This is a genomic window from Paenibacillus sp. 1_12 (genome assembly GCF_900114475.1).
Lineage (GTDB): Bacteria > Bacillota > Bacilli > Paenibacillales > NBRC-103111 > Paenibacillus_S.
This window is the reverse complement of record NZ_FOTE01000007.1, coordinates 12,401-37,893: the sequence shown is the minus strand read 5'-3', so window position 1 is coordinate 37,893 and position 25,493 is coordinate 12,401. Positions and strand designations below refer to the sequence as shown.

Genomic DNA, 25,493 nt, shown 5'->3' with positions numbered 1-25,493 from the left:
AAACCTTGACCGATTCCGGTCAAGGTTTAAGGACATTTTCGTATTGTTGTTATTCGTAAATTCACAGAAATCACCGCTATGTGTTAAGACGTCCTAACATAGTAACATAAATGAATAGTAAATGTATACATGATTAGGCAAAGAACTAGGAGGAAAATGTGAGTACATACCTTGCTTACATCTATTTGACGGAGCTTTCTGCTGCTACCTTGCCTTTTAGTTTCCTGATCTTTGCAACACATAGCAGGATCAAAGGAATAACCAATCCGTGGAATAGGCTGTAGATTGGATATACCATCGTAGAAAATGTGGAAAATTCACCTGTATTTTTGTAAACGATCATCGATAAAGGAATCACGATTAATCCGAATGGGAGTATGGTGATACGGAAGCTTTTCATTTTGAAGAACTGAGCAAATGCGATATTCGTGACATAAAAACAAAAGGATAATTTCACAAATATCGTCATTATCCAAATCCCACCAACCAAAATCTCAACACGCGAAAAAAATTTGCCAATGGCAATTTCTTTTGCCACATCAAAAACAGCAAAAGTACTTCTTGCTGTAAGGTCCACCCCTAATACAGAAATGGTAATCACAACGATAATAGTACCAAATATAACGTTCATCACCATAAAAAGATTGAAGTACTTCCTGGATTTATTCTGGTTATTAACAAATGGCAATATGATCAAAAATACAACTAATTCGCTCAAAGGAAATCCGAGCAGTGGATAGATTGCTTTAATCGGCGGCATCCATCCATCGGGTAGAATAGGCAATAATTTGGACAAATCGATATTATGTATCAATAAAATACTCGTCAAAAAATAAATCCCTAGTACCCACGGGAAAAATATCTCACTTGTTCTTGCTAAAACTTCAAGCCCCAAGTAGGCACCATAAACTACAGCAACCATAAAAATAATATGAACAAATTGCATTGGTGTTTCTACCAGCACATGTGTTGTAATAAATCCTCCTACGTTTCTAAGCACAAGCGCGGTAAGGAATATAAAATAACTCAAATACAGCAGGGCAACTATTTTGCCGAGCCATTTCCCTAGTATCCGCTCACTATATTGAATGATGCTCTCATGAGGAAACATACGAGCCAGTTGTGTCCAAATTTGAATCAATAGCAGCACTGCAGGAATCATCATAAGTACTGTTATCCATGCATCCTGTTTGGCGATAGTCGCAAGTACAGATGGCATCAACAGAACCGCACTTCCCAACGTATACATGAAAACAGTGATACCAAATTGCGAAGGAGAAATTTTACCATTCTCAATCATGAAGCACCTTCGTTCATCCAATGTTCAATGGGTCTAACAATGGGATTGAGGATTTTGCCAATAATTTCGGCTGGACTGGAAATCGGAAGACGGACGGCCAACCCAATATACAGCATCATGGCAATAACCATGGAAGATGAAAAGATGATCATCTCCTTTTTTTCTTTCCGTTTCACCAGCTGCGAGCCTTGCAGGAAAAATATGGCCCCTCCGACTATCAATACTCCCCAAACGGTAAGCATACCTGGCTCTCCTCCTGATCCTTTCTGCCGACTACTTGAACCCTAATTGAAATACGATTTGTTTCGAATTCCCTCTCTCTTAATATTTGTAATGACTTCAATTTCAACAGGGAGTTGAGAGAAGATATCTTCCCAATTGCTCTTGTTTTGTTTCCAATAATTCGGATTCGCTTTATAAACGTAATCAGCAAAACCAAATATATCCGTTTTCCATTTTTTTGCTTTTTTGATTGCAGCAAGCATCTCCAGTTTCGTTTGATCATTGGTTTTCTGTATTACTTCTATAAAAGCTTCCTTGGTAGACACATCAAAGTTCTCACAAAAGTTCTCTCCAATATTCGCTTCTTGCTTGACACGAATTTCAATGGAAGGTTTACCTTGTTGTACCTTCGCCTTTACACTTGTTTTGGAGTGAATGATCTCAATAGTGACTTTTCCAGCTTGTTCACATGGAATATTGATAACGGTGTTTTTAATTTTGTTCTGTATCCAACTATTTCCTCTTGATTCCGAAGGCTCAAAGAAATGAATCAGTTTTTCATCTTTAAACACCGCCATGTTACTAAGCAATAAATAATTGTTTATTTTGATTTTACTTACGTTTTCTTTACTGTTGCCTTCATTTTTATCCCCAATGATTTCAATACTGCCAGCAACTACTTCCTTTTTACCAGAGCCTATCATCTCGATAGCATCACGAATGCTTACCTTGTAGGAGACACCCAAGCTTTTTTCCACATTACTGACATTTTGATTTATTTTGATACCCGGAATTTTAGCGATTGGGGTATTGATACTCAGCACATCTTCTGCCTTTGCGCCTTTGGCTATTAAGAGAAAAAAATCGGTTCGGATCTCAGGACTACGATCTATATATTCAAATAATTGGTTTATTCCTTTTCGTGCCAATTCCTCCCCAATCACAAGCACCTGATTATGCGCGAAATATAATTTTCTTGAATTTTTATTAATTATTTTCCGCGTCGCTTCTAATATCGTTCGGCCTGTTTCTCTATATGTCACTGTTGTACTAGCGCCACTCCCATTGCTCTTATTCCCGCCGCTTGTCATTTCACTTGAATTTACGATTTGTACAGTAACGGCAATATCCTCTCCCTCACCTTTATCCAGCCCCATAGCAATAACGATGGATAGGTCGTCCAAATACTTGATATCCCAGCATCCCCCTAAAAGTAGGGTCAGCAGCAGGATCATCATGCTCAATCGCAGTTTGCTTTTATTCATCATCTCTAGATCTATCTCCAGATGGTTTCTCCGGCTTCTGATTGGGCCCTTCACGTATTACATTTTCACTTGTATAAGCTGGACGCGTATTCATAGCCCAAATGGGAAATCGAAATAATGCATCCTTTTGTCCATCAGCTATAAACGGTGAAAAAGGTTTTAAGTAGGGAACGCCAAACGAACGCAAACTGCACAAATGCAACACAAAAATCAATAAACCTACGGCAATTCCGTACATCCCCAGCGTGCCGGCTAAAACTAAAAAAACAAAGCGCATCAATCGCAGGGCAATACCGAAGCTGAAGGAAGGTATTACGAAATTAGTGATAGCTGTAAATGAAACCACGATGACCATGGCTGGGGATACGACACCTGCTTCAACCGCAGACTGACCTATGACCAAGGCTCCAACTATCGAGATCGTATTACCTACAGTACTTGGCATCCTGACTCCGGCCTCACGAAGCACTTCAAATACGACCTCCATCAGAAAAGCCTCCAGAACCGGCGGAAAAGGCACACCTTCACGTTGAGCGGCTAAATTCAGCATTAAGGAAGTAGGCAGTGTTTCCTGATGATAGGAGGCGACTGCCACATAAAGAGAGGGTAATAGTAATGCAATAAATAAGGAGCAAAAACGTAGTATCCGCAATAGGGTACCAAAATCGTACCGCTGATAGTAATCTTCAGCCGCTTGTAGGAAGCTGGTTAGCACCACGGGAACAAGTAAAACAAAAGGGGTACCATCGACTAGGATGGCTACCCTCCCTTCAAGTAAACCGGCAGCAATCACATCAGGTCTTTCACTGTTAAAAACCGTCGGAAAAGGCGTCCACACCCCGTCTTGGATCAAGTCTTCAATATATCCCGATTCCAGCACCCCATCGATATCAATACCATCCAGCCGGTTTCTTACTTCTTGAACGATCCCCTCATTGGCAATCCCCTGAATATACATGATGCCTACCGTGGTTAGGGTCACTTCACCAATCGTTTTTTCTTCCAGCCATAATTTCGGGCTTTTAATTTTTCTTCGTATTAATGAAGTGTTGGTGCGAAACGATTCTGTGAAGCCCTCTTTGGGTCCACGAATAACGGTTTGTGTGGAAGGCTCTGTTACACTCCGGCCTTCTCCTCCTTTGGTTGCAGCAGCCAACGCCTTACTGCATCCATCCAGGACGAGAACCGAATCACCAGATAAGACAGCAAGATAAAGCTGCTTCCAATCCGAAATCTCCCTTACATCCCAAAAAGTTAATAATTGATCTTTTACAGTTTGGACTATAGTGTCCGGGTTATTAAGGTCCGGAATCAAAGTCTTATCCAGTATTTGCATCGAGCTTTTTACAACAAAATCAGAAACATTGGCTGGGTCACACAAACCATCTGTGCAGACAACAGCAGCGTGTATACTCCCTGCTACTTGGAATTTCCGAATGATGATATCTGTACTGTTTCCTACAATGGATTGTATGGCTGCTATATTTTTTTGTAGATTTTGATGCAGGGCTTCTTTCTGAAATGGCTGCAGATCTTGATTTTCTAGGATTTCGGCCCGGGATGATTTTTTATATTTTAAAAACTTTGTATACATGGCCTTATCCCCCATTTCATTAGAACCTTAGATTATTATTCCAACTCCTCCTTATTTTATCCTACAACTACTAAATCAGGTCCAATTGCAAAAAGACCCGACATCAAGGTGATGTGGGCCTAATGATCGGATATATTGCAGAGCTAAAGAAATGTTATTGCGCTTGAGCCACTTGAATTTGTTTGCTTCTCAGCTGTCCACAAGCGGCATCTATATCCGTGCCATGCTCATGACGAATACCGCAATTAATGCCTCTCTTCTTCAAGGTATCATAGAAAGCCAGCACCGATTCCTGATCGCTTCTTTGATACTGACTATGTTCATCTACCGGGTTATAAGGAATCAGATTTACATAGTGTCGTCTGTTTCCAAGCAAATCGGCAAGCTCCTCCGCCTCTTCCCTGTGGTCATTGACGTCTTTCAACAGGATATATTCAAAAGTAATTTTGCGGTTCGCTTTGGCCAAATAATAGTCAACGGACTGCATTAATTTTTCAAGTGGAATGGCTTTATTTATTTTCATGATTTGGGTCCGCAGCTCATTGTTAGGCGCATGCAACGAAATCGCCAGATTGACAGGCAGCTTCGTATCAGCAAATTCAACGATTTTATTAGCAAGTCCGCTGGTCGATACTGTGATATGTCTGGCAGCGATGGTTAATCCTTTACGGTCCGTTGCGATTAATAAGAAATCCATCATATTCGTAAAATTATCAAAAGGTTCGCCAATACCCATCACCACAATATGACTTACCATCTCACCTTGCTTTTCTTGATCCAGATGGTGCTGGACGTTCATAATTTGCTCAACAATTTCCCCACTGGTCAAATCGCGTTTTTTGGCGAGCAGGCCGCTTGCACAAAAGCTGCAGCCAATATTACAGCCAACCTGTGTAGTGACGCAAACCGATAAACCATATTTGTGACGCATCAATACCGTTTCAATCAAATTGCCATCGCTCAGCTTAAAAAGGAACTTTTTCGTTCCATCTGCTGATTCCTGCTTAATATGTTGAGTTAAAGTGTGGATCACATAATGATCCTCTAAAAGTTGAATGCAATCCGGATTGACATCCTTCATTTCATTAAAGTCCGTAACACGCTTTTTATATAGCCAATCCCAGACTTGTGATGCTCTAAATTTTTTATGCCCGTGCTCCATAAGCCACGCTGTCAGTTGTTCAAATGTTAATCCGAAAATGGATTGCTTATTCATTCGTTACCCTCTTTTCACAAACTTGAAATCCCTTCTATTTTACTTAAGCTGGCCCCAAGTAGCAATCTGTTTATGAAAGTCTCGGCTAAATTTATTATTTTATGCCTGCGCCGCCTGTGAAGCAGCAGCGTTACGGGCTACCCGCAGAGCCATTAACGCAGCAAACAAGCACACAAAACCAGCGGCAACAAATGGAACCGTATAACTACCCAGCCACTCCCTCATCACTCCTGCGCCATAAGCAGCTGCCGAAGCTCCGATTTGATGGGCTACGACGATCCAGCCAAAGATCATTCCTGCTTTTTCCTTGCCAAATTCCATCGATGCCAGCTTAACAGTAGGCGGTACGGTAGCGATCCAATCCAAGCCATAAAACACAGTGAAAATCATCAATACACCGGGACTTGAATTTAGTGCAAACGGTAAAAAGAGCAGGGAAAGCCCACGCAGCCCATAATAGGTGAATAATAGCTTGCGATTATCATATCGGTCTGACAACCAGCCAGATAGCGTTGTACCGACCAGGTCAAAAAGACCCATCAAAGCAAGCAGTCCTGCTGCCATAACCTCCGGAATCCCATAATCGCCGCATGCTGGAATGAGATGAGTGCCGATTAAACCATTTGTCGAAAATCCACAGAAAAAGAAGGTTCCCGCCAGAAGCCAAAAGGTTTTGTTTTTACAAGCTGAACGAAGCGCCAGCAGTGGAGTCAGAAACAAATTCCCTTTAAAAGGAACCGGCTGTACGAGCTCCTCTGTCCCATAAGGCGCAGCACCCACATCATACGGATGATTTCGCATCCAGATCGCGACGACGACGAGCAGGACTAAGATCACCGCGACCGCGATATAAATTGCGTATCTCCAACCCACTGCAACTGTGATTTGCGCAAGCAAGGGCAGAAATAGCAGCTGACCTGTAGCAGCGCTTGCCGTAAGTAGTCCAACTACCAGACCCTTGCGCTTTACGAACCATTGATTCGTAACTGTTACACCCAACACGTTCGCCATCATTCCAGTGGAAAGCCCGGCAACCAAACCCCACAACAGCTCAAACTGCCATAAAGCAGTCATATAGGGGGTAATCAGGAGACTGCCAGCCAGCACGGCTAGAGAAGCAACTAACACTCTGCGAATGCCGAATTTTTGCAATAATGCAGCCGAGAATGGTCCTACTAGTCCATATAAAAATATACCTATGGAAATCACGCTGGATATGCCGCCGCGACTCCAGCCAAACTCTTTTTCAAAAGGCAGCATCAAAATACTTGGCATGGAACGAATGCCCGCAGATACGAGCAAGGTGACGAAGGTAATAAGGACAACCACCCACCCGTAATGGATCTTTGAAGACTGTGGACCTGTTTTCATTTGCTGCTCGCTCCCGACATTTTCAATTTTAGTTGTACATACAATATTGTTTCAAAAAATTATTTTTCCAGCAGCTCACTGCTCAATACGATTTCCTTAGATAGTAAATCGGCAGCCTCTTTGCCCAGAATAGCATCATACCTGCGATGTAGATTTTTTGACGAGAGACGAATTGCGTCTTCCAGCTCTTTCCCTTTGGGCAGTGGATAAACCAGTACCGTCTTTCCCTGCACCTTGCGTTCCACCAATTGTTTGGCCTCCAATTTATCGATAAAGCGAGTTAGTGTGGAGGGCGTGATATGCAGCTTTTCGGATAATTCCTTTTGTGATATACCCGGATCTCCAATTACAAGACGGATCAAATAACCATACATCGGCGTCAACCCGGTCGGAGCAAACTCTTCTTCAGCCATTTTCGTAATTGCTCTGCTTAATCGGTTCGCCGTAAAAAATAAGCAATCAAACAAAAATTCATCCTTCATGGGTTGCAGCTCCTTCTCTTGTTTTGTATGTACAACAAATATAAAACACATTGCAATTATTGTCAATTACGTTTTTTGAATATCCAGGGAATAGATCCTCGCAGAATAGCAATGGACCCAATTCCCCGTACTTTCTCTATATTTCGTTACTTCAGGAGGGGTTCAGCTCTATTACATTCTAATTAGTCACCGTTTGCTTGGAATCAACAGAAGCGAGATTAAGTCGGGCATCTGTAGGTAAAAAGGCAGCCAGCAATCCAATCAACGGTAAATACGCACACAGCTGAATAACAAAGGAAATGCTCGTGGCGTCAGCTACCGTACCCAACACAGCCGAACCGATGCCGCCAAGACCAAACGCCAACCCAAAAAACAATCCCGATACCGTACCCACCTTACCCGGCAGCAGCTCCTGTGCATACACGACAATGACAGAAAAGCCCGACAATAAAATGAAGCCGATCATCACGCAAAGCACTGCTGACCAAAACAAGCTCACATAAGGAAGCAGCAAGGAGAATGGCGCTGTCCCGAGAATGGAAAACCAGATCATATTACGTCTTCCAAACCGGTCAGCCATCGGCCCGCCAAGAAATGTTCCTACCGCACCCGCCGCCAGCAAAGCAAATATAAATACTTGTGCATATTCCGTAGAAATCTTAAAATGATCAATCAAATAAAAGGCATAAAAGCCTGTCATACTGGCCACATAAACAAATTTGGAAAAAAGCAGTAGAATCAATATACACATCGCATAGGTAATCATGGATTTAGGCAGGTTGTTCCTCATCACTTTGACTGTTTTTTTGACTGTGGACTGCCTTACTATGTAACCTCGATACCATTTGGCTACAAAGATTTGAACTAATATTGCGGCTAAAGCGGCTACTGTAAACCAGATAATCCCGAATTGACCGAGTGGTACAAAGATAAGCGCTGTAAAAACAGGTGCTAACGCCTGACCAATATTCCCGCCCGTCTGAAAAATGGATTGTGCCAAGCCTCTGCGCGGCCCTGCAGCCAAATAAGCGACGCGGGATGCCTCAGGATGCAGTACGGATGATCCGAGTCCGATAAGTATGACCGATATAATCACCTGTGTAAATGAACCTGCAAAAGCCAATACAACCATTCCAAGCAGAGAAAAAACAACACCAGCCGGAAGCAGAAAAGGTTTGGGCTTGGAATCGGTATAAAGACCGATTAGAGGTTGAAACATCGACGCGGTTACATTCAAGGTAAAGGCGATCCAACCAATCTGGGAAAAGCTAAGCTTCAAGGATTCATGTAAAATCGGAAAAATAGCGGGAATAACCGATTGTATGGAGTCATTCAATAAATGGACCAAGCTGATCGCGAATAAAATAGAGAAAACCGTAATTTGCTGATTACCAGCCGCATTCGTTTTTATCATGATATACACACCTTTCATCTTATCATCTGATGTTTAAAAACAGAGAAAGGCCATTACTCCTTTCCCAAATACCTTTCAAGCTCTGAAATGGTACCCTCTAAATTTTGCGAAGTCCAATGCACAGCAGCCTGGACATCCTTTTCCTGAATGGATTGATACAGCCTTTCGTGAAACAGCGTGTGCGGATCGTGTCCGCTTTGATATTTCGCAAGCTTCTGGCTGGCGTCCAACAGAACCGTCGAGAACGTGCGATACAAATCGATGACAACACTGTTCTTGCTTGCGACAGCCACTGATAAATGAAAATCGATATCGGAAAGCAAGTAGGCTTCGGTATCCCCTCTGTCCAAAGCGGCGGATCGATTGTCCAAATGACCTCTCATTTTCTCAAGATCCTCTTCATCACGACGGGCTGCAGCCAATCTGGATATTTCGAGCTCCAGCATTTTTCTAACCTCGTACACCTCCAATATTTCTGCTCGCCGTAACCGATGTTCAAGCGGCTCCTGAATAACGGAATTGGACGTCAAATACGTTCCAAACCCTTGCTTTTTCTCCAGTAAGCCTGCATGAACGAGCACTCTGACGGCTTCACGAATGGTGGAACGACCTACACCGAACTGCTCCATGAGCTCAGGCTCCGTTGGTATTTTATCCCCATGCCGGATGTCCCCGCTGGATATTTTCTTTTGCAGTTGAATGACAACGTCGTCAACCAGCTTGGGACGATTCAATGATTGAAAAGATACCTTCGTATTCATCTGATCATCTCCTTTTGTAGCATATTATCATAAATGTCTAAATCTTATCAAGAAAAAAATAATAAATACCTCTCGCAATATCACATTTGCCGATCAAATATACAAAAAAGGATACCCTCACGGGTATCCTGATCAATCTACTTCAATTCCCATCTCCGGGGGATACTTATCTATTTTTACGAATAGATTCCAAATCTTTATTGATTCCTTCTTGTGCTTTTCTTACTGCGGTATTGACATCCGTACCGTTTAGTGCGATGTCATCTGTAGCTTTCGTCAGCCATTTACCGATATCATTGTCGAATTCGCTAGGTGTGCTAACCTTTCTCGGCTTCACCTTGAAGACGTTAGCAATCTTCTTCCCCTTAAGTACTTCGATATCCGCACCATATTCTTTTTCCAATTCAGGCTTATCAATAGACGCCACACGTCCGTTGCGTACCGCAGTACGCTGCACCTCATCACTCAACGCTGTAGTGATCACTTGGAACGCTTCATCTTTATGCAGGCTTTTGCTCGAAATAAGCAGTGAATGGATGCTGCCCCCTACGGAAGGCTCGTCATAATATGGCGGAGGCGCTAAGTCCCAGTTCAATTCCTTTCCCTGCTGGCGCAGCTCTTCGAGTGGTCCGATCATATTGGCTAAATAGGAAACCCGCATTGCAAGTGTCCGGTCTTTCATGAAGCTGTCTTTATCATAACTGTATTTTTTATCGGGACCAATAAATCCCGGAATATCGTATGATTGCTTCAGCGTCGTAAATACTTGGGTCCACCCTGCGGACTGCAGCGCACCTTTACCGGTCTGCGGATCAATCAGCGATAACGGTAAACTACGTGCAACCTGGGTCGGTCCGCCCAGATCGATTCCTACATAGTTCACTCCATTATCCGAACGCGTCAATTGCCTCCCGAGGTCAAGGGCTTTCTCCCAAGTGAATCCTGCATCTGGAGGATAAGCGATACCAAACTTATCGAAAATATCTTTATTGTAATAAAGAATCGATAGATTAAACGAGAACGGCAGAGCCACAAGCTCGCCCTTGCTGGAATAGGATCGAATCGATTCGGTAAGAACCGGCTTAATTCGGTTCAGATCGAAGTGGTGCTTCTCTATTAATGTTTTTAAGTCCTCTACCGCTCCAAGTGTAGTGAAACGGTAGTAAGATCCGTCGCTTGTATAAATGATATCCGGCACTGTCCCGGAAGTGAACAGCTCCTCCGGTGTCGTTGTAGCTGGAGGCTCGATGCGCTTCAAAGTGATGTGGGGATATAGCTTTTTGACCGGTTGGACAAAAAAATTGTCGAACTCCGTATTGGTCAGCGTATTGCCGTATGTATAAAAAGTTAACGTGACTGGCTTCTTATCCTGTCCCTGTGAGTCTGAGGCTCCAGTTGTTTCTTGTTTAGCCTCCAGCCCTTCACGCGGCGCGCAACCTCCTAGCGGTAGCGCAAGCAAAGTCAAAGAAATGATTAAATTAATAATTGCCTTCATCATAGAGCCTCCCTGTGTATGTTTTCTACGTCCATTGTAAAAATGTCTGCTGTCGGCTGCCCTGCTTAATGCACCGCCACCAATAATCAGACCATCTGTCGGCCATTTTATCTCCAGTAATACACATGTGTTACCTATCCTCCCTATGATTGAATGTCTGGCACCAATTTTTTCTACACAAAAAAGGAGACATCCTTATATGAAGGAAGTCTCCGGTGGACCGGTGCACGAAATGTATGACTGTTTAAATAATAACATAGATATCCGATCTGTCAACTATGAATTATTTAACTGAAGGAAAGGAGGATCAGAAAGTCAATTAACTGCTTGCTTACAGATTAATCATGCTTCCACGAAGTAGGCTGCCCGGATCTTGGACAATTCGGAAACGTATCGCCTTGTTTTAGCTCAATGCGTTCTCCATCCTTATCTTTGTAGTGCCCAGCTTCGGTAACCTTTTCGCCTGATCGATGTTGATGTTCTGCGTGTCTCCACGAGGTTGGCTGCTGTGTTTGGGGACAAGCTGGGAATCTTTCTCCCTTTAGAAGCTCCTTGGTCTCTCCTACAGCACAAACATACTTACCTGTTTCTTCTACAACTTCATTGGTTTGATGCAAATCATGTATCGTTTTCATTCCGATCATCCTCTCCATCGTTGTTTGTACATTAGATTCAGAAACACTCTTGTCTCTGTTTAGTACTTACCCCTAATGTCGGCTTATTAAACCCTTAACACCTTCATTCGTGGTGCAGGTTCCTTAATTTCATTTGGTTTGATATAGTAGAATCAGTCTATGTATGATCTGAATTCATATATTAACATGTAATTTTCGAACATAATTTCAGCGGATAGGAGTGTTAATGTGATAAAAAGTAATATTCTATTCATGGTAAGCCTCTTAATCAGTTTATGTATTCCAGCAGCAGCCTATGAAGCAGTTACTACTCTTGATCATCCTTCGATGACACCTCCTAATCTTGAAAAAACGCACGCGGAACAAACCCATCTTGCCTATGAGCACACTCTGGCTATTGAAGCTGCTGCTCCTCTATTCGAACGGATCACCAGTATCATTCAAGATATAGAGCCTCAGGATCAAAACCCCGAGCTATTCAACGGCTGCGAAGTTACAAGTCTATCCATGCTGTTAACTGCTGCGGGTAGTCCGGTAGGGAAATTGGAATTGGCCAGCCGTCTTGATAAGGACAGCTCGCCTTTATTGAGAGAAGATGATCATATCGTATCCTGGGGTGATCCCGATAAAGGATTTGTTGGAGATGTCGAAGGCGTGGAAATCGGCTATGGTGTGTATCATGCACCGATTGCTAAACTGTTGAATGAGATTTTGCCGGGGCAAGCAGTTGACCTGACCGGACAAGCCTTTGAACGAATTGTGGATGTCCTGAATGATCATAAACCGATCATCGTGTGGACGAATGAGCATTTTTCAACGGAAACGGAATGGGTGACCTGGGACAGCGACAGCGGTCCGATCCGAGCAACCTGGAATGAGCACGTAGTCCTGCTGGTTGGCATTGATACGGATTATGTGTATTTGAACGATCCTTCTGACGGAACAGCGGCAAAAGTGGTTAACAAAGACGATTTTATAGAATCTTGGTTGGAAATGGGCAGCCAGGCTGTTACATATAGCCGTTCAGCCTGACCTGCCTAGCTTGTCTTACCCTTGAATAATGGCGACGATCAGCAATAACCAACCTGCAATGAACGCCAATCCACCAATGGGAGTGATCGCTCCCAGCTTTTTAATCCCCGTAATACTAAGTACATACAGACTGCCACTAAATAATATAATGCCTACGAATAACAACCAGCCTGCGGTATGAACGAGCTGGCTTTTCAATATGCCATTAGAGATAATTCCCAATAGAATCAATGCAAGGCCATGAGCAATCTGATACTGAACAGCCGTTTGATACACTGCTGCCATGTCTGCTGTAATTTTTTTCTTGAGCGCATGAGCGCCAAATGCTCCTAAAATGATGGATATAAGCATGTTGAAGCTGCCGAGCAGCAATAGTGTTTGCATGATTTTCCTCCTAAACCTTATGTAGCTTACATTAGCAAAGAGTTAACCTGCCTTTTAGCCCTTCCATTCGGAAGCTAATATACCCATAAAATAAGTATCGTAATACTGACCGTCACTAAAGGCGTGATTTCTTAACTGACCTTCAATAATAAAACCTGTTTTTTGATATAAACCAATAGCACGTTCATTAATTCCTCTTGTCGTTAAATAGATTTTATTCAGCCGAAGCTGCTTGAAGCCGATATCGATCATCTTTTTCATTGCCATTCCTGCATAACCGTGTCCGCGATATTCTGGTGCAATCAATATGCCGATGCTTGCCCTACCGTGCTCATATTCAATGTTTTGCAAAAATGTCCAACCTATCAGCTCTAATTCTTCATTTTCAATCGCTAGCACCAAGTCACCATTTTTGCGTTTTTTTTCTACGTGATGTACCGTTTCTTCGTAGGTTCTAGGCACTCGTCCTACCAAAGCAATGGAATCCGCATCATTTAACCAGTGGTGAAGCTCCTTCATATCTTCAGACTCGAAAGCTCGAAGATTGACTTTACTGCCGTTCACTTGCACTCCTCCAATTGATGATGAAACAAATCAGGCTCGTTCACTACAGCTTGATGTTGATTCACTATTTTAAAATGATCATGTTAAATTGTAACACATTTTTCCTCTTAGAAGCGGCATTTTATGTACTTGTCAACGTATCAACGATCATCTTCGCACGAGGCATTTAAACAGACCCTTCTTGCTGTCAAGTTGTTTATCCTATAGCAGCCTATGAAGGCTCAGTATTTAACCTGTAAAGCTGTCTATTCATTTGCAAAATGATTTCCTTTTCACCTTGAATGGTAACTGCAGTAGGAAACATGCCTGGCTTTTTATTAACTGGGAACCAAGGTCTATTCTTATCTATAACAATAAATAAACCATGCTCATCGCCAATTGCAGAAAATTGCTTTCCATCTCCTCTCCAAAGAGACAGATTAAAGCTTTCACAAATGATCTTAGTGACTTCAGAAACATCATCCACCGGAAGTCCAATCTCACTCACATAGAGAATATTGTTCTGCTGAAATGTCTGATTGTTCTCCTGAGTTGTCGTATGATGGGCAATAAATTCTATTAAATTCCCATCGGGATCATAAAAATAACACGCGGATGCAGGCCAATCCATAAATTCAAATTGATCCTTTCCCTCTTTTTTTATCAGATCAATTCCCTTATGCTGAAGCCATTGTTGGGATGCAGTGAATTGATTAGACGGGATCGAAAATGCGATATGGTAAAAAGCCTCAGACTTATCATCCTGGTTAAAAATAATTGTGGTTTGGCCTGCTTGAAGAACAATACATTGGTCTGAATAATCCTTTATTTCAAAATTCATAAGATCACCATAAAACTCTTTAATCATCGCTAAACGTTTCGTTTTTACTTCGATTTTCAGTATTTTCATCCTTCACACCTCTTCATTGTTATATTCATCTTGACCACATTCTACGTCTTCACACATAATAGATCAATACTATTGGTTCTATTATAATAATAGTATTACACTATAGTAAAAGGATGATTTCTATGGAGATTCGTCAGCTGCAATATTTTCTCAAGCTCTGTAATGAACTGCATTTTTCTGAAGCGGCCTTTAAGCTCGGGATTTCTCAACCTACATTAAGTCAACAAATACGGGTATTGGAAGATGAAGTAGGGATTCCTCTGTTTGATCGAATGGGTAAGAAAACCGTGAAGACTGAAGCCGGAAATATTCTAGAGCACTACGCCTTACAGATGGTTCAGAATCTAGAAAATGCAAAAAATGCCATCGCTGATCTGTCAAATTTACATTCCGGCCAATTGCGTGTAGCCGTACTGCCATCTGATCTTGACTATCGTTTGACACCGTTACTCATCGATTTTCATAAGGAATTCCCCAATACGAAAATTCAAGTGATTCCGTCGATTGATATTTTAAATAAAGTGTTGAACAATGAAGTTGATTTGGGGGTAGGCTTAGCTATTAAACCTGACAACCGTTTAAATCGTATCCCATTTTATACCGAAACGTATAGTTTGTATGTGAGTAATGAACACGAGTTGGCGAAACAGGAAATGATTTCTCCAAAAGAACTGATACATATACCGTTAGTTATGTATCCTAAGGGCTATTATGGACGCGATTTAATTGATGCTTGGGGCAAAGAGCAAGACCTCGCTATAGAAACCACGATGGAAACAGGATCAGTTACTTCTCTCTTTCAGCTTGTCAAAGAAGGAGTCGGGGCAACGATACAACCAAATCAATTAATTGAAAGCTTTCCATCGTTAGGTCTGCGTGCAATTCCTATCCAGTATTCACCTTCACGGGATTTAGAAATATTTTATCGTAATGACAAATATTTAAGTTTAGCTGCTAACACATTCATAAAAAAGCTTGCAGCGTTTTTTTAGCTTGGCCCCGTTTCAGGGGTCTCATTCATCATTAACTGATTATCATCTTTATTTCAAATGGATAAAGCGCCTTTATTATTAATTATTGCTTAGCCATCCACTACGGTTAGTTTGGATGCTTGCAATCCCGGTCGGTTTCTACCTTCCCAGTTCACAAGTACAATACCTGCACAAATGAAGGCTCCACCAACTACCACATACCACTGAACTTGTTCTCCCAGCAGAAGCCAACTGGACAGCAGACCGAACAATGGAACGAGAAACAGGAATGCGCTCGTTTTAGCAGGATCGCCATTGCGCAGCAGGTAATACCATAACGAAAACTGAACGATAGAACCCATCACGGCCAGCCATAGTACAACAGTTACGGATGTAGGGGTTAAGTTAAAATACGGATGCTCTGTGAGTGCACTAATGATGAACAAGGCAACTCCGCCCGTAATCATTTGATAAGCAGCTAAGACATTCATATCAAATGCAGGCCCCCATCGTTTCACCAGCAATGTAGATACTGCAAAGAAGAATGCACCCGCGAAGCTAATGAACGTTCCTGGCTGAATATCCATATGAAGACCAAAGGTGCAAACAACACCGATAAACCCAACGGCTACACCGATCCATTGACGACCACGATACACAGCCCCAGTAAATAGTGACCCCAGTATAATGACTAGCAACGGATTCGTACATGTAATAATCGAGGATTCGCCTGAGGAGATCCACCGCATACTGTAATAAGCACAGCCCATCACACCCGCTGATTGTAACAATCCGATCATAGCTACCTGCAGCCACTGCTTACCTCCTCGCGGCTGTGGTTTTCTGGAAACGATAAGTGCAAGCATTCCTCCCGCCAATACGAAACGAATACCCATAAGAAAAAAGGGTGTGGCATACTCCATGCCAAGCTTTCCTACAGGAAAGGCAACACCCATAAAAAAAGTCGTCATTACTACAAGTCCGATATATTTGATTTTGTTCATGATCCCCAGCCTCCATAAAGTTTTTCATAATTTATCAAGCTTGAATTGGGTTTAAAATGATTGTAATAGAGGATTGAATATATGTATAATGATTGTTAGAGATACTGGACATCATAATTTATGATACCAGAATCGTAACGGAAGCATTACTAAGGTTTCGAAGGAGGTTTGTAATGATGGAGAGCGCAGATTTACGCGTATTTCAGATGGTAGCCCGGGAAGGCTCGATTACCAAAGCGGCACAGAGGTTGGGCTATGTCCAATCCAATGTGACCGCCCGTATTCAGCAGCTAGAGTCGGAGCTTTCGACGGTGTTGTTTTTTCGCCATAACCGAGGGATGACGCTCTCTTCGAGCGGCAAGACCTTACTCACGTATACGGACAAAATTGTTGGTTTGCTGGATGAAGCAGCACTGGCACTCACCTCTTCAAGTGATCCGAGCGGTCCACTTGTGATTGGCTCCACACAGACTGCAGCAGCAGTCAGATTGCCAAAACTGCTAGCCTCGTATTATAAACAATATCCAGAAGTACTGCTGTCACTTACGACTGGACATTCACAATATTTGATGGAAAAGGTGCTTCATTATGAGCTCGATGGAGCCTTTATAGGCTGCCAGTGTGATCATCCTGACTTGCAGTCTATGCCAGCCTTTGACGAGGAGCTCGTTATTGTCTCAGCAGCCGCCATCGTCCAATTGGATAAAGCGGTATCTAAACCCATACTTGTCTACAGCACGGGATGCTCCTATCGTGAAGTGTTGAATCAGTGGCTGCTATCCATTGGTAAGACACAGCCGATTATTATGGAATTTGGCACATTAGAGGCAATTATTGGCGGTGTGTCGGCCGGTCTCGGTATCTCATTGCTTCCTAAATCAGTCATTCACAAGCACGAAATGGAAGGCTCTGTGCGATCTCATGCCATTCCTGAATCGTACCGACATATGAAAACGGAGTTCATTACTCGAAAAGACTCGTTTGTCAGCAGCGCTTTAAATGCGTTTATGTGTACATTGCCCCATGCTCAGCGTTTATCAGAAACGAATCCATGAAAGGTGAAAGGTTCTGGTCTTACGAAACGAAAAATATGGTCATTACAGTTCTCTTTTCATCCATTTAATTTATTTTAACGAGCATTGTGCATTCTTATCAAAGAAATAAGCCGTTCCTGTTCCCTCCAATAATGCTGGGCGTCCTCGATCCCAATTTGCTGAAATTGTATGGAATCTCCAGGTTTTTTTTGAGCCAGATAGGGAATATCAACGCTGATAACGACACCAATTTGCGTATAGCCTCCTGTCACCTGGCAATCTGACATCAGCACAATGGGTTGACCATCGCCTGGCACCTGTATAGAACCGATTGTGACTGTATCCGAAATGATATCCGCACCGGACTTATGTACCAACTGCGTGCCCTTTAGCCTGTATCCCATACGATCCGATTCATTAAGAATCGTATAGGATTCCGATACAAAGATGTCCATCGATGTCTCGATGAAACGATTGGCTTGTGGACCGCGTATAAACCGGATGGGACGTTCCGTCACAAAATCAGGTCTGCAAGATACAGGTAAGCTTCTACCTGTATACAAAGCCCGATCCACTTGAAGCTCATTCGTACCTATATCCAGTAGATCACCCTCCCTTAAGCTTCGACCTTCCAACCCACCATAACCGCCGCGAACAAAGGTAGATCGGCTTCCCATGACGAGAGGCACATTGATTCCTCCATTTATCGCCACGTAGGATCGGCAGCCATGCTTGGCATGACCAAATTGGAGAATATCCCCTTCTGCAACCAGGATCGTTTTCCACATTCCAATTGCAGCACCATTAAGTCTGGGAGCGAGGTCTCCTCCTGTAATTGCAATTACACCGTCCTTTAGAAATTTCAAGTGGGGACCGATTAGCGTCACCTCCAATGCTGCCTCATTCTCCCGGTTGCCCACAAGCAGATTGGCCAGTCGGAGTGAGAACCTATCCATGGCGCCACTCGTATTCACACCATACATCCGAAAATCCGTTCTTCCCAGATCCTGAACAGTAGATAGCAATCCTGGCTTCAAGACTTCTATATCTGCCATTGTTCAATCCACTCTTTTCCTGTGTATTCATTCCAGCATTCCGCTTCGGAATCCGTAATGGCTACAAACTTTACATAATCCCCTGCTCTCAATAAACTGGGTGGATCCAAGTAAGGATTAAACGTATCCAGAGGCGTCCTTCCAATAATATGCCAACCGCCCGGTGAAGAGACAGGATAAATACTGGTTTGTCGGTTCACAATAGCAATCGAGCCTTTTTCCACCTTCAATCGAGGATTAGTACGCCGCGGCAGCATCAGCCTGCTATCGATATCACCGCAATAGGGAAAGCTCGCAATGAATCCGAGCATGTAAATTAAATATGTGCCCGCGGAATGGATGCGAACGACCTCTTCCGGACTCAGTCCTGCTCTATCAGCTACATAATCCAAATCCGGCCCGCAGCCTCCACCATACACAACGGGGACATGTATGGTTTTACCCTTGTGTCTCACTGAAGCGTGTTCCGTCATATCGATTTGTTGTAGCTCTTGCACCAATTGCTGATAACGAATAAGGACAGGATCATAATGGATCGAAATACTGCAAAAAGATGCAGCAACCTGTTGTATTCCTTTTATCCTTGCTGCCACAATAACTTGTATATACTGATGAATATGAAGATTCAGCTCCATTGACACCTCCTGCTTGAATTGCAGCAGAAGAACCTGATCACCAAGCGGTGTATAGGTTGGACCTGGGTTTGAAAACAACATGAGATGCAGGCCCCCTGTAGAATGTATTCGGTTGTATAAGCGAACAAGTACCCCTGGAGCAGCCGTCCGGGGGTACTTGTTCCTGTTCTTGAAGACTGATTCAGCATTTCAGTTATGAGCTTATGTGAAAATTTTATGATAACCTTGAGGCTGAGAGCTTGAATTTTTTTCCGGGCTGTCATCCCCGGTTAACCAATTGCGTATCATCGTCAGCAGATGGGCACTGTTGACAGGTTTCGTAATATAGTCGGAGGCTCCTGCTTCCAGGCATTGCTCCCGATCACCTTTCATGGCCTTAGCCGTGAGAGCAATAATAGGCAGATCCTTGAATGCAGGTTTTTCACGAATGGCCCGTGTGGTTTCATAACCATCCATAACAGGCATCATAATATCCATCAGCACGATCTGAATATCAGGATTTTGCTCCAAAATATCAATGGCATCATTACCATTTTCGGCCGCATATACCTTCATACTGTGACGCTCCAATATCGTGGTCAAGGCGAAAATATTGCGGATGTCATCATCGACAACAAGTACTTTTTTGTATTCGATCATCGCGTCCGACTGTAAATGCTTCACGAGTGTTTCCCGCGGCCCTTCTGGAAGGTTTTCCGACTTGCGATGCAGAAATAGACTGGTCTCATCCAATATTTGGATCGGTGACTTGATTTCTTTCACAACGGCCGTTTTTATCAAATCTTCCAAGTCACTTGTTTCTTCCGGCGTCTGTTTTCTACTTGCGTTGATAACGATTGGCAAATATTTGTTTTTGGAGCTCTTTTGCATTTCACGAACCAACTGAACGAATTTCATATCCGTCAAATCATTGTCTACAAGCACACAATCAAAGCTTTTTGTTTTAAATTGATTGAGCGCCTTGCGGGACGTGTCAACTGCCGTAATCTTGACATCCTTGTTATCAATCATATTTACAAATTCTTTACGCCTCTGCTCATCACGAACCACGATTAACAGCTGACGAACTGTTTTGTCAGCAAATTCGCTCAGCTTATCCAAGGCATTGTCCAGATCTTCTCTCGAAACCGGCTTACAGATGTAATCAAACACACCTTTTTGCATCAGTTGAATGACATCCTCCTCAACCGAAATCACGCAGACCGGAATGTCTCGGACACTCATATCGTTCTTGAGATGCTCGATGACCAACCAGCCGTCTGTATCCTTAAGATGTAAATCAAGAGTAATGGCGACTGGTTTATACTTGTTAACAAGCTCAAGCACATTTGAGCCTTTGTTGGTGATGATGGCTTTAATTCCTTTTTTGTGAAGCACATCCAGCAAGATTTCATTGAACTTCTGGTCATCCTCAATGATGACAAATACACGATCTCCAGGCTGGATATCATCCCGATCATCAATCATAACTTCCTCTATGTTGTTCTGGTAGCTGAGGTTCCGTTTGGGCGGGGTCACATCTATGACTTCCGGTATATATTTTGTTTTGATTTCGGGCTCCATTACATCGATGTCCAACGGCAGATAAAGATTAAAGGTACTACCCTTGCCTGCAATACTGAACAAGGTCAGCTCACCACCCAGCATCGTAGCAATTTCCCGTGAAATAGCCAACCCTAAGCCGGTACCCCCATATTCCCGATTTGTACTGCCATCCGCCTGCTGGAACGCTTCAAAAATAATTTGCTGCTTTTCCTTAGGAATTCCGATGCCCGTATCGCTTACTGAGAAGCACAGCACAACCTTGGCACGATTCAACAAATCATGATCAGGACTCCAGTCATTCAACGCTCTGCGGATCAGCAGCATAACTTGTCCTTGTTCTGTGAATTTGAATGCATTGGACAATAGATTTTTTAAAATTTGCTGAAGCCGTTTGGAGTCGGTCATGATCGTTTTAGGTACATTGGGCTCGATCTTGATCAAATAATCCAGCTTTTTGTTATCGATCATGTGGCGGAACGTACGGTCTAATCCTTCCGTAATTTCTTTAATGGCCGTTTCGTTAAATTCAGGTGTAACCGTACCAGACTCGATCTTGGACAAGTCCAATATATCATTAATCAGATTAAGCAGATCAAATCCGGAATCCTGAATCGTTTTGGCGAATTTCACTTGAATATCGGTCAGGTTCTCATCCGGATTATCTACAAGCTGTTCGGCTAACAGCAGCAGCGAATTAAGCGGAGTCCTTAGCTCATGCGACATGTTGGCCAAAAATTCTGATTTGTATTTGGAGGTCAGCACCAACTGCTCAGCCTTTTCCTCTAGGAAGCGTTTGGCTACCTCAACCTCATTGTTTTTGCTCTCCACTTCTGCCTTTTGAATAACGAGCAGCTTGGCTTTATCCTCCAGCTCTTCGTTCGTCGTTTGCAGCTCATTTTGCTGCTTCTGAAGCTCTTCGGTCAGAGATTGCGACTGCATCAGCAGCTCCTCCGTCCGTTGGTTCGCCTGCATCGTATTAATCACGATTCCTATGGATTCTGTCAACTGATCAAGGAACGCCAGATCGATTTCACTGAAGGAACGGAATGAAGCCAATTCGAGAACAGCAAGCACCTGTTCCTCGAAAATAATCGGCAGTAGCACGATATTAAGCGGCGTAGCTTCTCCCAAGCCCGAAGAAATCATCACATAATCGGATGGCACATTGGTCAGCAGGATTCGTTGATTCTCGATCAGGCATTGTCCGACAAGCCCCTCGCCAGCACGAAATTCATTCGATAAATGTTTGCGCTGGTGATAGGCGTAGCTCGCAAACAGCTTTAATACAGGAACACCGCTCGCAGGCTCGTTAATATAAAAGACGCCATGCTGCATGGATACCAATGGGGCCAACTCACTTAAGATCATCCGACATACGGCAAACAAGTCACGCTGACCTTGCAGCAACCGGGAAAACTTCGCAAGGTTCGTCTTTAGCCAGTCCTGCTCTGTGTTAATACGGGTCGTTTCCTTCAAGTTGCGAATCATTTCATTCATGTTATCTTTTAGAGTAGCTAGTTCACCGGCTGTAGCGACATCAATGGTACGGGAAAGATCTCCCTTGGTAACGGCTGTAGCTACATTGGTAATGGCTCGAACCTGTGTAGTCAGTGTACTCGCCATGTAGTTAACGTTATCCGTTAAATCACGCCACGTTCCGGCTGCGCCTGGAACATTGGCTTGTCCGCCCAGTTTACCTTCCGCACCCACCTCGCGGGCTACTGTCGTAACCTGATCGGCGAACGTAGCAAGCGTATCAATCATATTATTAATCGTATCCGTCAATTCTGCGATCTCGCCCTTGGCTTCGACTGTCAGCTTCTGCTTCATGTTGCCATTCGCAACGGCTGTTACGACCTTCGCGATGCCTCGAACCTGATCCGTTAAGTTCGTCGCCATAATATTAACGTTGTCTGTCAAATCCTTCCATATCCCACCTACACCGCGCACCTGTGATTGACCGCCAAGCTTGCCGTCCGTACCCACCTCACGTGCCACCCGTGTAACCTCAGAGGCAAATGAATTCAGCTGATCCACCATCGTATTGATCGTATTTTTCAGCTCCAGCAATTCACCTTTTACATCTACGGTAATTTTTTTCGATAAATCACCATTCGCAACTGCTGTCGTAACGCCTGCAATATTACGCATCTGAATGGTCAGGTTGCTCGCCATGTAGTTAACGGTGTCCGTTAAGTCTTTCCAAGTTCCACCTACGCCCTTAACCTGCGCCTGACTGCCGAGCTTCCCTTCCGTACCCACCTCGCGGGCAACACGTGTAACCTCGGAGGCAAATGTCGAGAGCTGGTCCACCATCGTATTGATCGTGTTTTTCAACTCGAGTATTTCCCCTTGTACGTCTGCGGTAATTTTCTTCGACAGATCGCCGTTAGCAACAGCTGTTGTTACGACAGCGATATTCCGCACCTGATTCGTCAAATTCGAAGCCATATAGTTAACGCTCTCTGTCAAATCACGCCAGGTTCCGGCAACCCCTGTTACCTGAGCTTGTCCGCCCAGCATACCGAGTGTACCTACTTCACGAGCCACACGCGTAACCTCAGAAGCAAATGTGGAGAGCTGCTCTACCATCGTATTGATCGTATTTTTCAATTCCAAAATCTCACCGCGCGCATTAACCGTAATCTGCTTGGATAGGTCACCCTTCGCAACTGCCGTTGTCACTTCCGCAATATTACGTACCTGATCGGTCAGCGTTCCAGCCATAAAGTTAACGTTATCCGTTAAATCCTTCCATGTACCCGATACATCTTTAACGTCCGCTTGTCCGCCCAGCTTACCTTCCGTTGAAACCTCACGTGCTACCCGAGTAACCTCAGAGGCAAATGTGGAGAGCTGCTCTACCATCGTATTGATCGTGTTTTTCAGCTCCAAAATCTCGCCGCGCGCATTAACTGTAATTTGCTTCGATAGATCTCCCTTGGCTACCGCCGTCGTGACTTCTGCGATGTTCCGCACCTGATCAGTCAACGTACCCGCCATGTAGTTAACGTTATCCGTTAAATCCTTCCATGTGCCCGATACATCCTTAACATCGGCTTGTCCACCCAGCTTTCCTTCCGTAGAAACTTCGCGCGCTACCCGTGTAACCTCAGAAGCAAAATTACTGAGCTGATCCACCATGATATTAATCGTGCTTTTCAGCTGCAATATTTCACCCTTGGCATCAACCGTAATGGTTTTTGACAGATCGCCTTTGGCCACCGCTGTGGTGACTTCCGCAATATTACGAACCTGATTCGTCAGATTACTCGCCATGTAGTTAACGCTTTCTGTCAAATCCCTCCAAGTACCATCAACGCCGCTTACTTCCGCTTGACCACCCAATATGCCTTCCGTTCCTACCTCACGCGCCATCCGTGTAACCTCGGAAGCAAACGTAGACAATTGGTCCACCATGGTATTGATTGTATTTTTCAGCTCAAGGATTTCACCCTGTACATCTGCTGTTATTTTCTTGGATAAATCTCCATTGGCAACTGCTGTCGTGACGACTGCAATATTACGAACCTGATTGGTTAAGTTGGAGGCCATGTAGTTAACGCTTTCAGTTAAATCTCTCCATGTACCGGATACACCCTTAACATCGGCTTGTCCACCCAGCTTTCCTTCCGTACCTACCTCACGGGCAACCCGTGTAACCTCGGAAGAAAAAGTCGATAGTTGATCCACCATCGTATTGATCGTGTTTTTGAGTTCCATGATCTCGCCTTTGGCATTAACCGTAATTTGCTTGGACAAGTCACCGTTGGCTACCGCAGTGGTTACTGCAGCTATATTACGCACCTGATCCGTTAAATTGCTAGCCATATTATTAACGCCATAGGTAAGATCCTTCCAAGTACCAGACACACCCTTCACATCCGCTTGCCCACCCAGCTTACCATCCGTACCTACCTCGCGCGCTACCCTTGTGACCTCAGAGGCAAACGTACTGAGCTGGTTTACCATCATATTAATGTTAGTAGCCGTCCTTTGAAATTCCCCTGTAAGGGCGCGGCCTTCAAACTCCAGCTCCACCTTTTGCGACAGGTCTCCCTGTGCAACCGCGTTAATAACTCGCACCATCTCACTGGTTGGTTGTATCAGATCAATAACAAGACCGTTAAGCGACTCGACTACTGTGTCCCAGGAACCGCCCGTATTTTTGTGCGAGAATCTTCGCGAAAGCTGCCCTTCTTTACCTACAACCTTAGCTACATTTTGAACCTCGGTGACAAGGTTCTCCTGCATATCCATGATATCGTTAAATGTGTCTGCAATCTTGCCTGCAACGCCCGTATGATCATAAGGCAATCGATAAGAAAAGTTACCTTTTTTCAGTGCCATTAACGCATTAAGAAGCTCTCCAGTATCCAATACATCCTTGACTGATTCTCCATTCCATTCCTGCTCCGGCATTGTAAAGGTCCTTTCTATCATAAATTTAAAATCGGGTGAATACAATTGCTGGTCAGCTCAGTTCGATATGAAACTACCTCTGTATTCAGATCAATATGTGAGGGAATAAACGCACTAATACTATATATTTTACACATATTTAAGCATAGTTTCAAACTTCACAAGTCCTGAAATGTATGAAATGACACAATAAAAAGGAGCCC

Annotated in this window: 21 protein-coding genes; 3 read left to right on the top strand and 18 right to left on the bottom strand. The window is 43.6% G+C overall.

Going from position 1 to position 25,493, the window contains the following annotated elements; translation table 11 throughout:
• Positions 1-181 precede the first annotated feature (181 nt).
• The 11 genes from BM210_RS16765 to BM210_RS16715 form a co-directional block, all read right to left on the bottom strand.
• Positions 182-1,300, bottom strand: a complete 1,119-nt coding sequence (locus BM210_RS16765) for a GerAB/ArcD/ProY family transporter (protein WP_091170392.1) — start codon at positions 1,298-1,300, stop codon at positions 182-184.
• On the bottom strand, positions 1,297-1,542 hold the full coding sequence (locus BM210_RS16760; RefSeq protein WP_091170389.1) for a hypothetical protein: 246 nt from the start codon (positions 1,540-1,542) through the stop codon (positions 1,297-1,299). The genes BM210_RS16765 and BM210_RS16760 overlap by 4 nt, the downstream gene beginning before the upstream one ends.
• Positions 1,543-1,584: 42 nt before the next feature.
• A complete protein-coding gene (locus BM210_RS16755) occupies positions 1,585-2,790 on the bottom strand; it encodes a Ger(x)C family spore germination protein (RefSeq protein WP_091170388.1) in 1,206 nt (401 codons plus the stop codon).
• Positions 2,780-4,381 carry a spore germination protein gene (locus BM210_RS16750; protein ID WP_091171024.1) on the bottom strand — a complete coding sequence of 534 codons (1,602 nt, stop codon included), beginning with the start codon at positions 4,379-4,381 and terminating at the stop codon, positions 2,780-2,782. Before BM210_RS16750 ends, BM210_RS16755 begins: the two co-directional genes overlap by 11 nt.
• A 154-nt stretch (positions 4,382-4,535) precedes the next feature.
• Positions 4,536-5,597: a dual-specificity RNA methyltransferase RlmN gene (rlmN, locus tag BM210_RS16745; protein ID WP_091170386.1), complete on the bottom strand. Its 1,062-nt coding sequence runs from the start codon at positions 5,595-5,597 to the stop codon at positions 4,536-4,538.
• Positions 5,598-5,696: 99 nt separating this feature from the next.
• On the bottom strand, positions 5,697-6,968 hold the full coding sequence (locus BM210_RS16740) for an MFS transporter (RefSeq protein WP_091170384.1): 1,272 nt from the start codon (positions 6,966-6,968) through the stop codon (positions 5,697-5,699).
• 59 nt (positions 6,969-7,027) lie between these two features.
• A complete protein-coding gene (locus tag BM210_RS16735) occupies positions 7,028-7,450 on the bottom strand; it encodes a MarR family winged helix-turn-helix transcriptional regulator (protein WP_091170381.1) in 423 nt (140 codons plus the stop codon).
• Between the two features lie 178 nt (positions 7,451-7,628).
• Entirely contained in the window at positions 7,629-8,864 is a 1,236-nt protein-coding gene (locus tag BM210_RS16730) for an MFS transporter (protein ID WP_091170379.1), read from the bottom strand.
• Positions 8,865-8,917: 53 nt separating this feature from the next.
• Entirely contained in the window at positions 8,918-9,625 is a 708-nt protein-coding gene (locus BM210_RS16725) for a FadR/GntR family transcriptional regulator (RefSeq protein ID WP_091170377.1), read from the bottom strand.
• A 166-nt stretch (positions 9,626-9,791) separates the two neighbouring features.
• Positions 9,792-11,123, bottom strand: coding sequence for an ABC transporter substrate-binding protein (locus BM210_RS16720; protein ID WP_091170374.1), 1,332 nt, complete (start codon positions 11,121-11,123; stop codon positions 9,792-9,794).
• Between the two features lie 335 nt (positions 11,124-11,458).
• Positions 11,459-11,755, bottom strand: a complete 297-nt coding sequence (locus tag BM210_RS16715; RefSeq protein ID WP_091170371.1) for a hypothetical protein — start codon at positions 11,753-11,755, stop codon at positions 11,459-11,461.
• A 228-nt stretch (positions 11,756-11,983) separates the two neighbouring features.
• On the opposite strand from BM210_RS16715, the gene BM210_RS16710 reads away from it, so the two are divergent.
• The gene (locus tag BM210_RS16710; RefSeq protein ID WP_091170369.1) at positions 11,984-12,787 is read left to right on the top strand and encodes a C39 family peptidase; all 804 of its coding nucleotides are present in this window, start codon (positions 11,984-11,986) and stop codon (positions 12,785-12,787) included.
• A 15-nt stretch (positions 12,788-12,802) separates the two neighbouring features.
• Here BM210_RS16710 and BM210_RS16705 read toward each other — a convergent pair whose 3' ends face one another.
• From BM210_RS16705 to BM210_RS16695, 3 genes are all read right to left on the bottom strand, one after another.
• Complete coding sequence (locus BM210_RS16705; protein ID WP_091170366.1) at positions 12,803-13,171, bottom strand: DUF423 domain-containing protein; 369 nt, start codon at positions 13,169-13,171, stop codon at positions 12,803-12,805.
• Positions 13,172-13,225: 54 nt separating this feature from the next.
• Positions 13,226-13,735 (bottom strand): GNAT family N-acetyltransferase, encoded by a 510-nt coding sequence (locus BM210_RS16700; protein WP_091170364.1) that lies wholly within the window; start codon positions 13,733-13,735, stop codon positions 13,226-13,228.
• 211 nt (positions 13,736-13,946) lie between these two features.
• A complete protein-coding gene (locus BM210_RS16695) occupies positions 13,947-14,624 on the bottom strand; it encodes a VOC family protein (RefSeq protein WP_091170362.1) in 678 nt (225 codons plus the stop codon).
• Between the two features lie 122 nt (positions 14,625-14,746).
• Here BM210_RS16695 and BM210_RS16690 point away from each other — a divergent pair, with 122 nt between their 5' ends.
• Complete coding sequence (locus BM210_RS16690) at positions 14,747-15,616, top strand: LysR family transcriptional regulator (RefSeq protein ID WP_091170359.1); 870 nt, start codon at positions 14,747-14,749, stop codon at positions 15,614-15,616.
• 89 nt (positions 15,617-15,705) lie between these two features.
• Here the strand turns inward: BM210_RS16690 and BM210_RS16685 are convergent, their stop codons facing one another.
• The gene (locus tag BM210_RS16685) at positions 15,706-16,599 is read right to left on the bottom strand and encodes a DMT family transporter (protein WP_091170357.1); all 894 of its coding nucleotides are present in this window, start codon (positions 16,597-16,599) and stop codon (positions 15,706-15,708) included.
• Positions 16,600-16,775: 176 nt separating this feature from the next.
• Here BM210_RS16685 and BM210_RS16680 point away from each other — a divergent pair, with 176 nt between their 5' ends.
• On the top strand, positions 16,776-17,654 hold the full coding sequence (locus BM210_RS16680) for a LysR family transcriptional regulator (RefSeq protein WP_091171022.1): 879 nt from the start codon (positions 16,776-16,778) through the stop codon (positions 17,652-17,654).
• A gap of 74 nt (positions 17,655-17,728) precedes the next feature.
• Here the strand turns inward: BM210_RS16680 and BM210_RS16675 are convergent, their stop codons facing one another.
• The 3 genes from BM210_RS16675 to BM210_RS16665 form a co-directional block, all read right to left on the bottom strand.
• On the bottom strand, positions 17,729-18,688 hold the full coding sequence (locus tag BM210_RS16675) for a 5-oxoprolinase subunit C family protein (protein WP_091170354.1): 960 nt from the start codon (positions 18,686-18,688) through the stop codon (positions 17,729-17,731).
• Positions 18,676-19,404, bottom strand: coding sequence for a 5-oxoprolinase subunit PxpB (gene pxpB, locus BM210_RS16670; RefSeq protein ID WP_091170352.1), 729 nt, complete (start codon positions 19,402-19,404; stop codon positions 18,676-18,678). Before pxpB ends, BM210_RS16675 begins: the two co-directional genes overlap by 13 nt.
• Positions 19,405-19,524: 120 nt before the next feature.
• Positions 19,525-25,290: a HAMP domain-containing protein gene (locus BM210_RS16665; RefSeq protein WP_091170350.1), complete on the bottom strand. Its 5,766-nt coding sequence runs from the start codon at positions 25,288-25,290 to the stop codon at positions 19,525-19,527.
• Between the last annotated feature and the right edge of the window lie 203 nt (positions 25,291-25,493).

Coding starts and splice junctions, on each gene's coding strand:
- pxpB (WP_091170352.1), bottom strand. CDS start 19,404: ATGTTGTTTTCAAACCCAGGTCCAACCTATACACCGCTTGGTGATCAG.
- BM210_RS16765 (WP_091170392.1), bottom strand. CDS start 1,300: ATGATTGAGAATGGTAAAATTTCTCCTTCGCAATTTGGTATCACTGTT.
- BM210_RS16740 (WP_091170384.1), bottom strand. CDS start 6,968: ATGAAAACAGGTCCACAGTCTTCAAAGATCCATTACGGGTGGGTGGTT.
- BM210_RS16695 (WP_091170362.1), bottom strand. CDS start 14,624: ATGAAAATACTGAAAATCGAAGTAAAAACGAAACGTTTAGCGATGATT.
- BM210_RS16715 (WP_091170371.1), bottom strand. CDS start 11,755: ATGAAAACGATACATGATTTGCATCAAACCAATGAAGTTGTAGAAGAA.
- BM210_RS16705 (WP_091170366.1), bottom strand. CDS start 13,171: ATGCAAACACTATTGCTGCTCGGCAGCTTCAACATGCTTATATCCATC.
- BM210_RS16685 (WP_091170357.1), bottom strand. CDS start 16,599: ATGAACAAAATCAAATATATCGGACTTGTAGTAATGACGACTTTTTTT.
- BM210_RS16680 (WP_091171022.1), top strand. CDS start 16,776: ATGGAGAGCGCAGATTTACGCGTATTTCAGATGGTAGCCCGGGAAGGC.
- BM210_RS16735 (WP_091170381.1), bottom strand. CDS start 7,450: ATGAAGGATGAATTTTTGTTTGATTGCTTATTTTTTACGGCGAACCGA.
- BM210_RS16720 (WP_091170374.1), bottom strand. CDS start 11,123: ATGATGAAGGCAATTATTAATTTAATCATTTCTTTGACTTTGCTTGCG.
- BM210_RS16750 (WP_091171024.1), bottom strand. CDS start 4,381: ATGTATACAAAGTTTTTAAAATATAAAAAATCATCCCGGGCCGAAATC.
- rlmN (WP_091170386.1), bottom strand. CDS start 5,597: ATGAATAAGCAATCCATTTTCGGATTAACATTTGAACAACTGACAGCG.
- BM210_RS16755 (WP_091170388.1), bottom strand. CDS start 2,790: ATGATGAATAAAAGCAAACTGCGATTGAGCATGATGATCCTGCTGCTG.
- BM210_RS16675 (WP_091170354.1), bottom strand. CDS start 18,688: ATGGCAGATATAGAAGTCTTGAAGCCAGGATTGCTATCTACTGTTCAG.
- BM210_RS16665 (WP_091170350.1), bottom strand. CDS start 25,290: ATGCCGGAGCAGGAATGGAATGGAGAATCAGTCAAGGATGTATTGGAT.
- BM210_RS16690 (WP_091170359.1), top strand. CDS start 14,747: ATGGAGATTCGTCAGCTGCAATATTTTCTCAAGCTCTGTAATGAACTG.
- BM210_RS16760 (WP_091170389.1), bottom strand. CDS start 1,542: ATGCTTACCGTTTGGGGAGTATTGATAGTCGGAGGGGCCATATTTTTC.
- BM210_RS16725 (WP_091170377.1), bottom strand. CDS start 9,625: ATGAATACGAAGGTATCTTTTCAATCATTGAATCGTCCCAAGCTGGTT.
- BM210_RS16730 (WP_091170379.1), bottom strand. CDS start 8,864: ATGATAAAAACGAATGCGGCTGGTAATCAGCAAATTACGGTTTTCTCT.